This is a genomic window from Pseudomonas orientalis (assembly GCF_022807995.1).
Lineage (GTDB): Bacteria > Pseudomonadota > Gammaproteobacteria > Pseudomonadales > Pseudomonadaceae > Aquipseudomonas > Aquipseudomonas orientalis_B.
In genome coordinates this window covers 888,251-901,737 of the sequence record NZ_CP094351.1, presented here as the reverse complement: position 1 = coordinate 901,737, position 13,487 = coordinate 888,251, and the positions used below count along the sequence as shown (strand labels likewise).

The following is a 13,487-nucleotide window of genomic DNA, read 5'->3' as shown; positions in this document are numbered from 1 at the left end:
GTTCATTCAGAAAACACGCGTTATCGTTGACGTTTTTCGCGAGCAAGCTCGCTCCTACAGTTTTCAGGTGGGTTGCAGCTTCTGTTCGAACACTGAAAGCCCATCCAAGTCTCGCAGGATCACCGTCAACTCCGCCGTCTGCCCATCAATCTGCACCTCGCCGAAAAACTGAAACCCGGCAAACGGCGAGGTGTTCTGCGCCGGCGGTGCCTTCTCGAACACCACCTCGGGCCCGAAGGTCTTGTCCAACGGATTGGGTCCGAAGCTCCCGGCATTCAAGGGCCCCGCGACGAACTCCCAGAACGGTTCGAAATCCTGGAACGCCGCCCGGTCCGGATGATAGTGATGCACCGCGCAATAGTGCACATCGGCAGTCAGCCATACATGGTTGCGCACCTTGTGCGCGCGCAGGAACCCCAGCAATTCGGCAATTTCCAGCTCACGCCCCTGGGCCGGGCCGGGATCACCGTTGGCAATCGCTTCCCAGCGCGGCACGCCGGGGCTGACTTCACCGTCGGGCACGCCCAGCCCGATAGGCATGTCGGCCGCGACCACCTTCCACTGCGCCCGGGACGCCTTGAGTTCGCGCTTGAGCCAGTCCAGCTGCTCGCGGCCGAGGAAGGGCTTTTCGCCGCCCAGATTGTCGTCGTTGGGGCCGCGATAACTGCGCATGTCCAGCACGAACACATCCAGCAGCGGACCATAACTGAGCTTGCGATAAATCCGCCCGCCAGCGTCGGCGCTTTGCCGACGCATCGGTGAATATTCCAGCCAGGCCTGACGCGCGCGACCGACCAGGGTGTTGATGTCGCGGGTCTGGTAACGCTCATCCAACTGCTTGCTGGATGACCAGTTATTGATCACCTCGTGATCGTCCCACTGCCAGATCTGCGGCACCTCGGCATTGAAGCGCCGCACGTTTTCATCCAGCAGGTTGTAGCGGTAATTGCCGCGATACTCATCCAGGGTTTCGGCGACTTTGCTCTTGGCTTCGGTGGTGATATTGCGCCAGATGCGTCCACCTTCGGTGGCCAGTTGCGCCGGCACCGGGCCGTCGGCGTAGATGGTGTCGCCGCTGTGGATAAAGAAGTCCGGCAGGCGCAGGCGCATGGCTTCATAGATGCGCATGCCGCCGATGTCGGGGTTGATGCCGAAGCCTTGCCCGACGGTGTCGCCACTCCACACAAAGCGGATGTCGCGACGCTGTTGCGGCACGCTGCGCAGGTGGCCGAACCACGGCTCGCTGGCGATGCCGGTCTGGGCGTCTTCGAAATGCACGCGGTAGAAAATCGCCTGGTCGGCGGGCAGCCCGGTGAGTTCGACGCGGGCGGTAAAATCGCTGCGGTTATCGGCCAGGGGCGAGACGAATCTGCGCGGGTTGCTGAACACACTGCGGGTGTCCCACTCCACCACCATCCGCGCAGGTCGGTCGCTGCGGCTCCAGATCATCGCACGATCGCCGAGCAAATCCCCCGATTGCACGCCATCGGTGAGCAGCGGGCGGTCCTTGACCGACGCAATCACCGCAGGCGCCAGGCCCGGCAGCAGCAGGCCTGCGCCGACAGCTTGCATCACGCGGCGACGGCCGAGATCGAAGTGGCTCATGCGGGTGCCCTCTTGAGTATCAAAAGGCCAACTTAAGCATGATGGGATGAAGCGGATATGACACCGCCCTTACCGCCAATGCAAATCCAAATGTGGAAGGGGGCTTGACCCCGATGGCAGTGTGTCAGCTGCAAATAAGCTGGCTGACACACCGCTATCGGGGGCAAGCCCCCTCCCACATTTTTTTACCGCGTCAGGCAGTGACGGCCAGTTCCACTGCTTCCGGGCGCTTGAGCAGCGCATACACCACACCGGTCAGCACACTGCCGGCCACAATCGCCAGCAGATACAGCAGCGCATGATTCATCGCGTTCGGAATCACCAGCACGAACAACCCACCGTGAGGCGCGGCCAGTTTGCAACCGAAGTACATCGACAATGCCCCCGTCAACGTCCCTCCGGCAATGCTGGCCGGGATCACCCGCAGCGGGTCCTTGGCCGCAAACGGAATGGCGCCTTCGGAGATAAAGCACATCCCGAGAATCATCGCGGCCTTGCCGGCTTCGCGCTCAGTCTGGGCGAACTTGCGCCGGGCCAGGAACGTCGCGATGCCCATGCCAATCGGCGGCACCATGCCGGCGGCCATGGTCGCGGCCATCGGCGCCCCGCTTGAAGCCGCCAGCAGGCCGACGGAAAACGCATAGGCCGCCTTGTTGATCGGCCCGCCCAGATCGACGCACATCATGCCGCCCAACAGGATGCCCAATAGCACCGCGTTGGTAGTGCCCATGGTGCTGAGAAAATCCGTCAGCCCGGTCAGCACGCGCGCCACCGGTGGGCCGACCAGATAGATCATGGCCAGGCCAGTGAACAAACTGGCCAGCAACGGGATGATCAGAATCGGCTTGAGCGCCTCCAGGCTTTGCGGCAAACGCACCGCCCGTGTGATCAGCTTGACGCTGTAGCCGGCCAGGAAACCGGCGAAGATCCCACCGATGAACCCGGCGCCCAGCGTGCCCGCCAGCAACCCGCCGATCATGCCCGGCGCCAGGCCTGGACGATCGGCAATCGAGTAAGCGATGTAGCCTGCAAGCAACGGCACCATCAGCATGAACGCCTGGTCGCCGACGGTTTTCAGCGCCGCCGCCAGGGTGCCTTTCTCCTCGAAGGCATGGATGCCGAATACAAAGGACAGGGCGATCAACAAACCACCCGCCACCACCATCGGCAACATGAACGACACCCCGGTGAGCAGGTGTTTGTACACGCCGGTTTTCTCCGACTTGGCCACCGCACCGCTGCCCGCGCTTTCCACCACGCCTTCGGCCAGCGCCTTGTTGAGGGTGGCTTCCGATTGCTTGAGGGCAATGCCGGTGCCGCAGCGGTAGATCTTCTTGCCGGCGAAGCGCTCGGTAGCGACTTCAATATCCGCCGCCAGCAGCACCACGTCGGCATCGACGATGGCCTGCGGACTCAACGGCGTGCGCGCACCGACCGAACCCTGGGTCTCGACCTGCAAGTCGTAGCCCAGGCGCTTGGCGGTCTGCTGCAAGGCCTCGGCGGCCATGAACGTGTGGGCAACGCCGGTGGGACAAGCAGTAATCGCGACAATGCGCGGCGCATGCTTGGCCGGTGCATCCGTCGCCACATAGACCTGCGCCTCCTCGGCGCCTCGACGCAATACCGCATCGACATCCGCCAGCGCCTGGGCCGGCGTGCTCTGGAACACGCGCTTGCCGACAAAACGCTGCATATCCACCGGCGTGCTGCTGACCAGCAATACCCATTCGGCGTCATCGAGGGTCGCCTGGGACAGCTGGCTCTCCGGGCGTTGCACGTCCACCACTTCGACACTGGTGCTCCAGCCCTGGCGTTGCGCGGCAGCGTCCAGCAAGCGGGCGCACAGCACACTGGTGACCATGCCGTTCGGGCAGGCGGTAACAATGGCTAACTTCATCACAAACCCTCTTATTGTTCGGTCAGCGTGCGCACAGCGACGCCGCTTTCGAGACGCGCCAACTGCGCGTCATCGCTGATGCCAAAACCGATCTGCGTCACCGCCATCGCGGCAATCGCCGTGGCGCGGCGCAGGGTCTGCTCGGGCGCTTCGTCGCGCAGCAGGCCGTGGAGCATGCCCGCCAGCAGCGAGTCGCCGGCGCCTACGGTGCTGGCAACCGTCACCTTGGGCGGCTTGGCCTGCAGGCTCGCCCCCGAGCTGTACCAGCTCACGCCGGCGGCACCGTCGGAGACCACCACATGTTCCACACCCTGTTGATGCAACTGGTGGATGGCGTCCGTGGCGTTATCCAGCGCCTGGGCAAGTTCTTCAGTGTTGGGCTTGACCATCCAGGGGCCTGCCTTCAACCCGGCGCGCAACGCTTCTCCACTGGTGTCCAGGGCCACTTTCAAACCGAGGCTTTTCAGCTGCTCGATCAGTGCCTGAAACCATTGCGGGCTCACGCCCCTCGGCAAGCTGCCGGCCACCACCACGGCATCAAACCCCGTGGCAATCCGCGCCAGTTTCTCAAGCAACGCGTTCTGCGCCTGCGCCGACACCTCAGGTCCGGGTGCGTTGATATCGGTGACGCGGCCATCGTGTTCGGCAATCTTGATATTGCTTCGGGTTTCGCCGGGCACACGAACAAATGCGTCCGTGAAACCACGCTGTGCAATCAGTGCCTCGAAAGCCTGCGGGTTGCCTTCGCCCAGAAAGCCGCCCACCGTCAGCTCGTGGCCCAGATCGGCCAACACCTGCGCCACGTTCACGCCCTTGCCGGCGGCATGGGTGATGAGCGTTTCGCTGCGGTTGACTTCACCGGGTTCCAGGCGCGCCAGGCGTACCGTGAGGTCCAACGCCGGATTCAGCGTCAGGGTCAAAATCCTTGCCATCTACACGGCCTCCACTAGAGCACGTACTTCGGCGGGCGAACCCACCGCGAGTGCCTGTTGCGCCAGGCCCTGGGCCTGGCTCAGGCTGAATTCACGTACCCGCGCCTTCACTTCGGGAATGCTGCGCGCCGACACGCTCAACTCATCCACGCCCAAGCCAATCAGCACCGGTACCGCCAGCGGGTCCGCCGCCAGCTCGCCGCACACGCCGACCCATTTGCCATGGGCATGGGCGGCACGCACGGTGATGTCGATCAGTTGCAGCACGGCCGGGTGCAGGCCATCGGCCTGGGCCGACAACGTCGGGTGGCCACGGTCGATGGCCAGGGTGTATTGGGTCAGGTCGTTGGTGCCGACACTGAAAAAGTCGACTTCCCGGGCGAGCACCGGCGCCAGCAACGCGGCCGACGGCACCTCGATCATGATCCCCAGTTGCAGGTCGGCCACCGGGATTTCCAGGCGCAGACGCTCGGTCATATCCCGGGCGGCGCGCCATTCATCCACGCTGCCGACCATGGGGAACATGATGCGCAACGGCCGGCTGTCCGCCGAACGCAACAGCGCACGCAGTTGCGCTTCCATGATTTGCGGGCGTTGCAGGGTCAGGCGAATGCCGCGCACACCGAGGAAGGGGTTTTCTTCCTCGGCAATCGGCCAGTACGGCAGCGGTTTATCGCCGCCCACATCGAGGGTACGCACCACCAGCGGGCGCCCGTCGAGGCCGTCGAGTACGCGGCGGTATTCGGCTTCCTGGGTGGCTTCGTCCGGCGCCTGGGGGTGGGCCATGAAAATCAGCTCGGTGCGCAACAGGCCGATGCCTTCGGCGCCCTGCTCCACCGCTGCGGCCACGCCGGCGCTTTCGCCGATATTGGCGAACACTTCCACCGCGTGGCCGTCGCGGGTCAGCGCCGGTTCATGGCGTTGTGCGGAGGCGGCTTGAAGGCGTTGTTCGCGGGTGTCGCGCTCAACAGTCGCGCGTTGCAGGGTGGCGGCATCGGGGTCGACATGCAGGCGTCCGCGCTGGCCGTCGAGCAACAACGGCGTGCCGGCCTTAAGCAGCAACACCGCTGCGCCGGCACCGACCAGCGCGGGAATGCCAAGCGCGCGGGCGACGATGGCGCTGTGGGCCGTGGCGCCGCCACGGGCCGTGAGAATGCCGGCGACACGGGCCGGGTCCAGGCGCGCAACGTCCGAAGGACCGACTTCGTCCATCACCAGAATGTAGGGCTCACTGGGCTCCTGCGCGGTGTCGACACCACACAGTTGCGCCAGTACGCGGCGACCGATGTCGCGCAGGTCGGCGGCGCGCTCGGCAAGCAGGACATCCTGCAACGACTCCTGCTGCCTGGCGGCCGCTTCGATCACGCTCATCCAGGCCGCTTCGGCGCTTTCGCCTTGCTTGAGGCGCGTATCGACTTCGTCGGTCAGCTCCGGGTCGTCGAGCATTTCCTGGTGAGTGATGAAGATCTCGCGAATCGCCTTGGACTGGCTGCGTTCGATCAGGCCCTCGATATCGCCACGTACATCACTCAGCGCGGTGTGCAGGCGCTGGCGCTCAACGGCGCAAGACTCACCGCGCAAGGGATAGTCGAAGACCTGTTGCACCTGAATATGCGCGGGGCCGATGGCGATACCGGGCGCGGCGGCAATCGCCTGGATCTGGCTACCGGACAGCGGCGCGCTGATGACCGGTTCGATATCGACGGTGGCGGGCTGGGCGCTGACGGTCGGCAACGGCTCGACTTCTTCGCCCAGGCCTTCTTCAATTGCGGCCAACAGGGCCGGCAGCGCATCCCCGGCAATGCTCGGCTCGGCGACGAATTCCAGCACCTGGCCCCGCCGCGCGCCGAGGCTCAACAGCTTGCTCAGGCTTTTGACCGACACCGCACCGACCGGCCCATCGACAATGCGCACACGGATATCGCCGTCAAAACTTTTCGCCAGTTGCGCGAGGATTTTCGCCGGGCGCGCATGCAGGCCGTGAGCGTTGGCCAGGGTGATGCGGGCGCTGGGCCAGTCGGGCGGCAGTTCGCCACCCAGCACTTCAAGCACGGCACGACTGCTGGTGGCGCGGCCCAATTCCTGGCCGCGCCCTTCGATCAGCAAGGCGCACAGGCGCTCGAGCAGCGCCTGATGCGCTTCGCCCAGGCTGGCCAGGCAGAACAGGCCATTGAGGGGCTGGCCCAGGTAGCGCATGGGTTTGTCCGGCGTGACGAACGCCAGGCCCGGACGCTTGACCGTCTGCTCGCTGTGCAGCCACCACAGCCCATCGCCCAGGGGCAGTGCATCGACTTGCTGCAACACGGCGGCAAACCCGTTGCTCACGCAATCGGCCTGGCGCAACAGGCGCGCGCCTCGCCACACCAGTTCCTCGAAATCATCGGCCGACACGCCGAGGCTGATCATCTGGGCATCCAGTGCCAGCTCCTGCGGCGCGCCTTGCAGCAGTTTCAGCAAGGCCTCGGCGGAACCGGCACGACGCAGCGCCTGGCCGAGGTCGGTTTCACCCAGGGCGCGGGTCAGCAATTGCAAAAGACGCAAGTGCTCATCGGATTTGGCGGCAATCCCGATTGCCAGGTACACCACCTGGCCGTCGCCCCAGTCAACGCCTTCGGGAAACTGCAACAGACGCACGCCAGTGGAAAACACTTGGTCGCGGGTTTCCGGGGTGCCGTGAGGAATGGCGATGCCTTGGCCAAGAAAGGTCGAGCCTTGGGCTTCACGGGCTTGCAAGCCACCGAGATAACCGTCGGCAACCAGGCCATCGGCCACCAGTTTTTCCGCGAGCAGGTGCAAGGCCGCAGATTTATCCACCGCCACCTGGCCCATGGATATCTGCTCTACAGTGAGCTCGAGCATGCCGTTCTCCTAGTTAGTGCGAGGTGCGCACTAGGTATTGTTTTGAATAAATCAGCTTAGCGGTGTTCGAAAGTAACTGACTGAGCGGTCAGTTGGCAGTAGCCACTCAGCGGCGAACATCGTAAAAATACCCTTGCTGAAACGTTTAATCTAGAATTTATGGCAGATTACGCGTTAATTGCGCAAGCTTGAAGGGCCACTCGGCGCCTGTTGTGGGACATTGGTCGTATGCGGGAATCGGTTACGATTGGACAAAATGTCGGGGCACGCTCAAAAAAACAAGGAAACCCGGTTTGAAACTCAGTGATATCGCACGTCTGGCCGGTGTGTCCGTGACCACCGCCAGCTATGTCATCAATGGCAAGGCCGAACAACAACGCATCAGCTCCGCGACGGTGGAGCGGGTGCGGGCAGTGGTCCAGGCCCACGGTTTTACACCTAACCCACAAGCGGCCGGATTGCGCAGCCGGCACACGCGCACCCTGGGCTTTATCCTGCCGGACCTGGAGAACCCCAGTTACGCACGGATTGCCAAGTTGCTCGAACAAGGCGCACGGGCGCGCGGCTATCAATTGCTGATCGCCAGCTCCGATGACGAGGCTGACAGCGAGCGCCAGTTGCTGCAACTGTTCCGCGCCCGGCGTTGCGATGCGCTGTTTGTCGCCAGTTGCCTGCCGGCCGAGGATGACAGCTATCGCGAGCTGCAAGCCAAAGGCTTGCCGGTGATCGCCATCGACCGGGTCATGGAACCCAGTCAGTTCTGCTCGGTGGTCAGCGATGACCGCCAAGCCTGCCAGCAGCTCACCGGCAGCCTGCTGCAACCGTTGCCCAAGCAAATCGCACTGATCGGCGCACATCCGGAGCTGAGTATCAGCCAGGAACGTGCCGCTGGTTTCCGTGAAGCCCTGCAAGGCTTCACCGGCGAGGTCATCATCGAACAGGGCGAAGCCTTCAGCCGTGACTGCGGGCGACAGCTGATGGAGCAATTACTGCAGCGCCTGGGGCATCTGCCTGACGCTCTGGTGACCACCTCCTACGTGCTGCTGCAAGGTGTGTTTGACGCCCTGCACGACTTCCCGCTCAAGTCGCGGCCCCTGCGCCTGGGCACCTTCGGCGATACGCAGTTGCTGGACTTCCTGCCGCTGCCGGTCAACGCCATGGCCCAGCAGCATCAACTGATCGCCGACACCGCCCTGCGCCTGGCCCTCGCGGCCATTGAAGAAGAACAGTATGAACCCGGCGTACACGGCATCAGCCGAACCTTCAAGCAGCGTATTCACGAGGCCTGAGCGTGGAGCTGATCGATACCCACACCCACCTGGATTTCGCGGACTTCGACGCTGACCGTCCGCAGGTCCTCGCCCACAGCCGTCAACTCGGCGTGCGGCGCATGGTGGTGCTGGGGGTTTATCAGCGCAATTGGCAACGGTTGTGGGATCTGGTGGTGGAGGATGAAGGCCTTTTCGCCGCCTTCGGCCTGCACCCGGTGTATCTCGATGAGCATCGTCCGACCGATCTGCGGGAATTGGGCGACTGGCTGACGCGCCTGCAGGGCCACCGGCAGCTGTGCGCCGTGGGTGAGATCGGCCTGGATTACTTTCTTGAGCATCTGGACCGAGCGCGCCAGCAAGCGCTGTTCGAAGCCCAGTTGAAACTGGCGGTGGATTTCGCCCTGCCCGCCTTGCTCCACGTACGCCGCAGTCACGCGGCGGTGATCGCCACACTCAAGCGCATCCACCTGCCGCGCGGCGGCATCGTTCATGCGTTCGCCGGCAGCCGGGAAGAAGCCCGCGAGTACATCAAGCTCGGTTTCAAGCTGGGCCTGGGTGGTGCCGCCACCTGGCCGCAGGCCTTGCGCATGCACAAGGTGCTGGCCCAATTGCCGCTGGACGCCGTGGTGCTGGAGACCGACGCGCCCGATATGGCCCCGGCCATGTATCCGGGCCGGCGCAACAGCCCACAACACTTGCCGGCTATCTGCAGCGCCCTGGCCGAGCGGATGGGCATCAGCGCATCACGGCTGGCTGAGGCGAGCACACGCAACGCGTGCGAGCTGTTCCATTGGTAAACGGCTGACCGCCTGCAGATTCAAGGTCATCCTTTGCCGATGACGCACGTAGCGCAGCACCAGAAAGTGGATCAACAGCGTCGCCAGCGAAATGTTGAATTGCCCGATCACACTGAGCAGCCCCAGCCATTCTGCAAACAGCGCCGCCAGGAGGGTCGCGCACGTCAGCATGATCATGCCGGGCGGCACCAGGGCCCAGTGGTCGAGGGCACGAAAGCGCCGCAGCTGCTTTCGGCAACACAACTGCAGACACGCGTGGCAATAGGTACAGACGAAGGGTTCGTCGATGGCGATGGCATTCAATTGCCAGGGCTTGAGTTCAAATGTCATGTCGCAGTGGGCGCAATGCCCTTTGATGCCGATGACAGCGGCCATCGCCGTGCCTCCTTGAGACCGTGACCAGGTGATACAAATTTTCACCTATTCACGCCGCTTTGAAAGGCCAGCAGCGAAATCAGGACAAGTGCCACGCCCTGCCAAGTTAAATCCCACCGACAATTCCTACACGCGAAACGCGCCAATCAATTGCTTCAATTCCATCACCTGCTGCGACAACTGATGGCTGGCCGCTTCGGTCTGGTCGGCCCCCTGGGCGGCGTGCTCACCCGCGCGATGGATGGCGACGATATTCTGATCGATCTCATGGGCGACCGTCGTTTGCTGCTCCACGGCGGCCGCGATCTGCTGGTTCTGATCGACGATCATGCCTACCGCCCCGAGGATGTTCTCCAGGGCTTGCTGGACTTTTTCCGACTGCCCTACCGTGCCATTGGCCATGTCATGGCTGGCCCCCATGGCCTTGACCGCTGCGCCGACGCCACTGTGCAGGCGCCCGATCATCTGTTCGATTTCTTCGGTGGACTGCTGGGTACGCCGCGCGAGCGTACGCACCTCGTCGGCCACCACCGCAAAACCCCGCCCCTGCTCGCCGGCGCGCGCGGCCTCGATCGCCGCGTTGAGCGCCAGCAAATTGGTTTGCTCGGCGATGCTTTTGATCACGTCCAACACGCTGCTGATGGACTGGCTGTCGGCAGCCAACTGGTTGATCACCCGCACCGACTCATCGATCTCCGACGCCAGGCGCGCAATGCTGCCTTGCTGGGACTGCACCAGCCCACGGCCGCTGACGGTTTCATCGTTGACACTGCGGGCGCTGCTGACAGCGGCTGCGGCGCTGCGCGCCACTTCCTGAGCGGTGGAAGACATCTGGTTCATCGCCGTCGCCACTTGCTCGATCTGGCTGCGCTGGCCGGACACCGCCTGATTGCTCTGCGCCGAGACCGCCTGTACCTGCCCGGCTTGTAGCTCGACCTGGCCAACCGTGTGTCCGACGCGCTCGATCAGGTCGTGGATCCTGGCCACGGTGCCATTGAATACCTGACCCAGATCCCCCAGTTCATCGCGACTTTCGGCCACGAAGCTGACGGTCATATCCCCGGCCGCCACTTTATCCATCATTGCCCCAAGGCTGCGCAAGGTCGTGCGCGTGGACGCGTAGAAGCCTGCATACAAGTAGAAAATCAGCGCAAATACCGCCACCAGCGCCGTGACCAACAGCAGCATGTGCAGACGCTTTTGCGCCAGGCGTTGCTCCAGTTGCTGCTTGAGGAATGCCAGGGTGGCGTCATCGAGTTGATAGGTCTTTGCCATCAATTGGCTGACGTCGTCATAAAAGGCCTGCCACGGCGCGTCCAGGGTTTCAGCCACCACCACCCGCTCTTCGAACAGGTCAGCGCCCTGCTTGAGGCTGGCCCGGCTGGCTTGCGCCACGGGATCAAGCGCCACCCGCGCGGCATGGCTGGCGCCGAGCGCATCCTGCAGCTTCAGGCCATATTCGCCCTGGAGCTTTTCCAACTGCTGCAGCAAATCGTCAAAGCGCGTGCTGGAGGATGAATTGATAAAGCCCTGGCCCAGGGAATACGCGCCCATCGCACGCCCTTCCCCGAGCAACTGCGTGACGTGTGGGGTGACGGCGATGATCAGCTCGCTGAGCTGGCGCAGATCGCTCTGCGAATCCCGGCTCAAGCCCGATTGACTGGCGATGATCTGGCTGAGTATCTGGGCCTGGTTGAGCAATTTGCCGATCATCGCAGTTTTGTTGAGCAGTGACGTTTCCTGTTGTTGAGCCTTGAACGCAGCGATCAGTTCGTCACGCTTGGCATCGAAGGCGGCAACCTGCTCGGGCTCGGTAGTCATCGCGCTGAGCCCCTGCACACGGCCGAGCACACTCTGCTCCAGGGCATGGATTCTGGCTTCAAGGTCGCCAGCCTTTCCGGACTGGCCGAGGGCCGCGTTGATCTGCACCAGGTTATTCAGCGCTTCCAGCTCGCGACGCACCACCAGGCTGCTGCCAAGCAGATCGAGGCTTTGCAGTTCAACGCGAGTCCCCTGGAACTCGGCCCAGGCGTCACGCACCAGGTAATAGTTGGTCGCCAGCATCGGCAGCAGGAACAGCACGCTGATCAGACTGAACTTCAGGCCGAAACTCAGGCGATTCATCAACGCGACGGCGGGATAGAGCAAGCGCTTCACAGGTGATCTCCCCTTCTTTATTTTTATTGAGGCGCAGGGCGGCGGCAAATAGCCACTATTGGGCGCCCTGTCTGTATAGCTCAATTTGAAAGAGAGTTTTGTAACGTAAGGTTAACGGCAGGGGTTGCCCCTGCCGGTTGTCTCAGGGCAATACGGTCCAGATTGCAAACCCGGCATACCACAACACCGCCGCACGCAGCAGCAGTTCCCACAGCTGATCCAGACTGGTGATACCTTCGGCGCCCACCACCGGCGGCGGTATTTCCGCGGCGGCCAGGCCGACCTTTTCGACCAGCCGTGCAGCGCTGATATCCCAGCTCAGCAATTCGTGGAGCATGACCCGACTGACCCCGACAAAATTGCCCACCAGGGCAAAGCTCGCCGCCAGCAGGCGCACCGGCAGCCAGTCAAAGGCGTGGCGCATTTGCGTGGCGCGTTCGGCTACCAAGGGATTCTGGCTGTGCTCACTGGCCAGCGCCAGCAGGCGATAGGCCAGAGCAGCCACCGGGCCCAGCAGGAAATACCAGAAAATCACCGCAAAAAAGCTCTGGTACGCCTGCCACAGCAAATAGCCTTGCACCCGCTCGAGCAATTGCTCGCCACTGTCGGCACCCAGCTTCAGGTCACGTTCGGCCACATGCTCGGCGGCTTGCAGATCCCCACGACGCCACGCATCGCGAAACGGTCCCAACCCGGCCAACAGATCGCCACGGCCCAGGCTGTAGATCACCACCAGCACGTGCACCGGCAATGCCAACAAGCCATAGGCCACGGGCTCCAGCACGAGCAGCAGCAAGCCCAGCAGCGCCACCGGCAGCACCACCAGCACGAGCAGGATCAGCCAGGGCCGCTTGCCCATGCGCGGGCTCGATTCAAGCTTGGCCAGCTCACGCAGCCAGCCGCCGTCGCGCTGCAACCGCTGACGCAAGGCCGAGAACTTCTCGATCCACACCGCCAGCACCAGCACCAGGAAACTCATAGTTTGTGTCCTCCATCCTGCAGCGCGCCACGAAAGCGCTTCCAATCAAAAGCCGGGCCCGGATCGGTTTTGCGGCCGGGAGCGATGTCGCTGTGACCGCAGATACGTTCAAGGGTGATCGCAGGGTAGGCTGCAAGCAACTGGCGCGTCAGCTCAATCAGCGCCTGGTACTGGGCATCGGTGAACGGCAGATCGTCCGTGCCTTCGAGCTCGATGCCCAACGAAAAATCGTTGCAGGTGTCCCGACCGTCAAAGCTGGAAACCCCCGCGTGCCAGGCCCGGTCCCGACACGCCACAAACTGCGTCACGGCACCGTCGCGCTCAATCAGAAAATGCGCAGAGACCCGTAGGTGGACGATCCCTTCAAAGTAGACGTGCTCCGTTACATCCAGGCGATTCTGGAAAAATTCCTGCACCTTACCGGTGTCGAACTGCCCCGGGGGCAAGCTGATGTTATGTATCACCAACAGCGATACCTCGCCTGCCGGGCGCTCGTTGAAGTTGGGCGAAGGGCAATGGCGAATACCCTCCAACCAACCACTGACGGGGTCCAACTGCATACAGGCTCCTTGAATGAGACGAAGTGTTACCAGTATGCCGCGTTCCGCCCTGCGC

10 protein-coding genes are annotated in these 13,487 nt (G+C 63.1%); 2 read left to right on the top strand and 8 right to left on the bottom strand.

Annotated elements, in window-relative coordinates; all coding sequences use genetic code 11:
- Window positions 1-63: 63 nt before the first annotated feature.
- The 4 genes from MRY17_RS03870 to ptsP all read right to left on the bottom strand — a co-directional run bounded on the left by MRY17_RS03870 (window position 64) and on the right by ptsP (window position 7,293).
- The gene (locus tag MRY17_RS03870; RefSeq protein ID WP_243353325.1) at window positions 64-1,605 is read right to left on the bottom strand and encodes an alkaline phosphatase D family protein; all 1,542 of its coding nucleotides are present in this window, start codon (window positions 1,603-1,605) and stop codon (window positions 64-66) included.
- Between the two features lie 193 nt (window positions 1,606-1,798).
- Window positions 1,799-3,502, bottom strand: a complete 1,704-nt coding sequence (locus MRY17_RS03865; RefSeq protein ID WP_243353324.1) for a PTS fructose-like transporter subunit IIB — start codon at window positions 3,500-3,502, stop codon at window positions 1,799-1,801.
- 11 nt (window positions 3,503-3,513) lie between these two features.
- A complete protein-coding gene (gene pfkB, locus MRY17_RS03860) occupies window positions 3,514-4,434 on the bottom strand; it encodes a 1-phosphofructokinase (RefSeq protein WP_243353323.1) in 921 nt (306 codons plus the stop codon).
- Window positions 4,435-7,293, bottom strand: coding sequence for a phosphoenolpyruvate--protein phosphotransferase (ptsP, locus tag MRY17_RS03855; protein WP_243353322.1), 2,859 nt, complete (start codon window positions 7,291-7,293; stop codon window positions 4,435-4,437).
- Window positions 7,294-7,586: 293 nt separating this feature from the next.
- Here ptsP and cra point away from each other — a divergent pair, with 293 nt between their 5' ends.
- Both cra and MRY17_RS03845 read left to right on the top strand, forming a co-directional pair.
- On the top strand, window positions 7,587-8,582 hold the full coding sequence (gene cra, locus MRY17_RS03850) for a catabolite repressor/activator (RefSeq protein WP_181282714.1): 996 nt from the start codon (window positions 7,587-7,589) through the stop codon (window positions 8,580-8,582).
- Between the two features lie 2 nt (window positions 8,583-8,584).
- Window positions 8,585-9,361 (top strand): TatD family hydrolase, encoded by a 777-nt coding sequence (locus MRY17_RS03845; protein WP_181282715.1) that lies wholly within the window; start codon window positions 8,585-8,587, stop codon window positions 9,359-9,361.
- On the opposite strand, the gene MRY17_RS03840 is transcribed toward MRY17_RS03845, so the two are convergent.
- From MRY17_RS03840 to ampD, 4 genes are all read right to left on the bottom strand, one after another.
- Window positions 9,308-9,736 carry a hypothetical protein gene (locus MRY17_RS03840; protein WP_181282716.1) on the bottom strand — a complete coding sequence of 143 codons (429 nt, stop codon included), beginning with the start codon at window positions 9,734-9,736 and terminating at the stop codon, window positions 9,308-9,310. The two genes, MRY17_RS03845 and MRY17_RS03840, sit on opposite strands and share 54 nt — an antisense overlap.
- Window positions 9,737-9,862: 126 nt before the next feature.
- A complete protein-coding gene (locus MRY17_RS26555; protein WP_411566719.1) occupies window positions 9,863-10,567 on the bottom strand; it encodes a methyl-accepting chemotaxis protein in 705 nt (234 codons plus the stop codon).
- A 1,468-nt stretch (window positions 10,568-12,035) separates the two neighbouring features.
- The gene (ampE, locus tag MRY17_RS03830) at window positions 12,036-12,872 is read right to left on the bottom strand and encodes a regulatory signaling modulator protein AmpE (protein ID WP_181282718.1); all 837 of its coding nucleotides are present in this window, start codon (window positions 12,870-12,872) and stop codon (window positions 12,036-12,038) included.
- Window positions 12,869-13,432: a 1,6-anhydro-N-acetylmuramyl-L-alanine amidase AmpD gene (ampD, locus tag MRY17_RS03825; protein WP_181282719.1), complete on the bottom strand. Its 564-nt coding sequence runs from the start codon at window positions 13,430-13,432 to the stop codon at window positions 12,869-12,871. Before ampD ends, ampE begins: the two co-directional genes overlap by 4 nt.
- Between the last annotated feature and the right edge of the window lie 55 nt (window positions 13,433-13,487).

Coding starts and splice junctions, on each gene's coding strand:
- MRY17_RS03870 (WP_243353325.1), bottom strand. CDS start 1,605: ATGAGCCACTTCGATCTCGGCCGTCGCCGCGTGATGCAAGCTGTCGGC.
- MRY17_RS03865 (WP_243353324.1), bottom strand. CDS start 3,502: ATGAAGTTAGCCATTGTTACCGCCTGCCCGAACGGCATGGTCACCAGT.
- pfkB (WP_243353323.1), bottom strand. CDS start 4,434: ATGGCAAGGATTTTGACCCTGACGCTGAATCCGGCGTTGGACCTCACG.
- ptsP (WP_243353322.1), bottom strand. CDS start 7,293: ATGCTCGAGCTCACTGTAGAGCAGATATCCATGGGCCAGGTGGCGGTG.
- MRY17_RS03840 (WP_181282716.1), bottom strand. CDS start 9,736: ATGGCCGCTGTCATCGGCATCAAAGGGCATTGCGCCCACTGCGACATG.
- MRY17_RS26555 (WP_411566719.1), bottom strand. CDS start 10,567: ATGTCTTCCACCGCTCAGGAAGTGGCGCGCAGCGCCGCAGCCGCTGTC.
- ampE (WP_181282718.1), bottom strand. CDS start 12,872: ATGAGTTTCCTGGTGCTGGTGCTGGCGGTGTGGATCGAGAAGTTCTCG.
- ampD (WP_181282719.1), bottom strand. CDS start 13,432: ATGCAGTTGGACCCCGTCAGTGGTTGGTTGGAGGGTATTCGCCATTGC.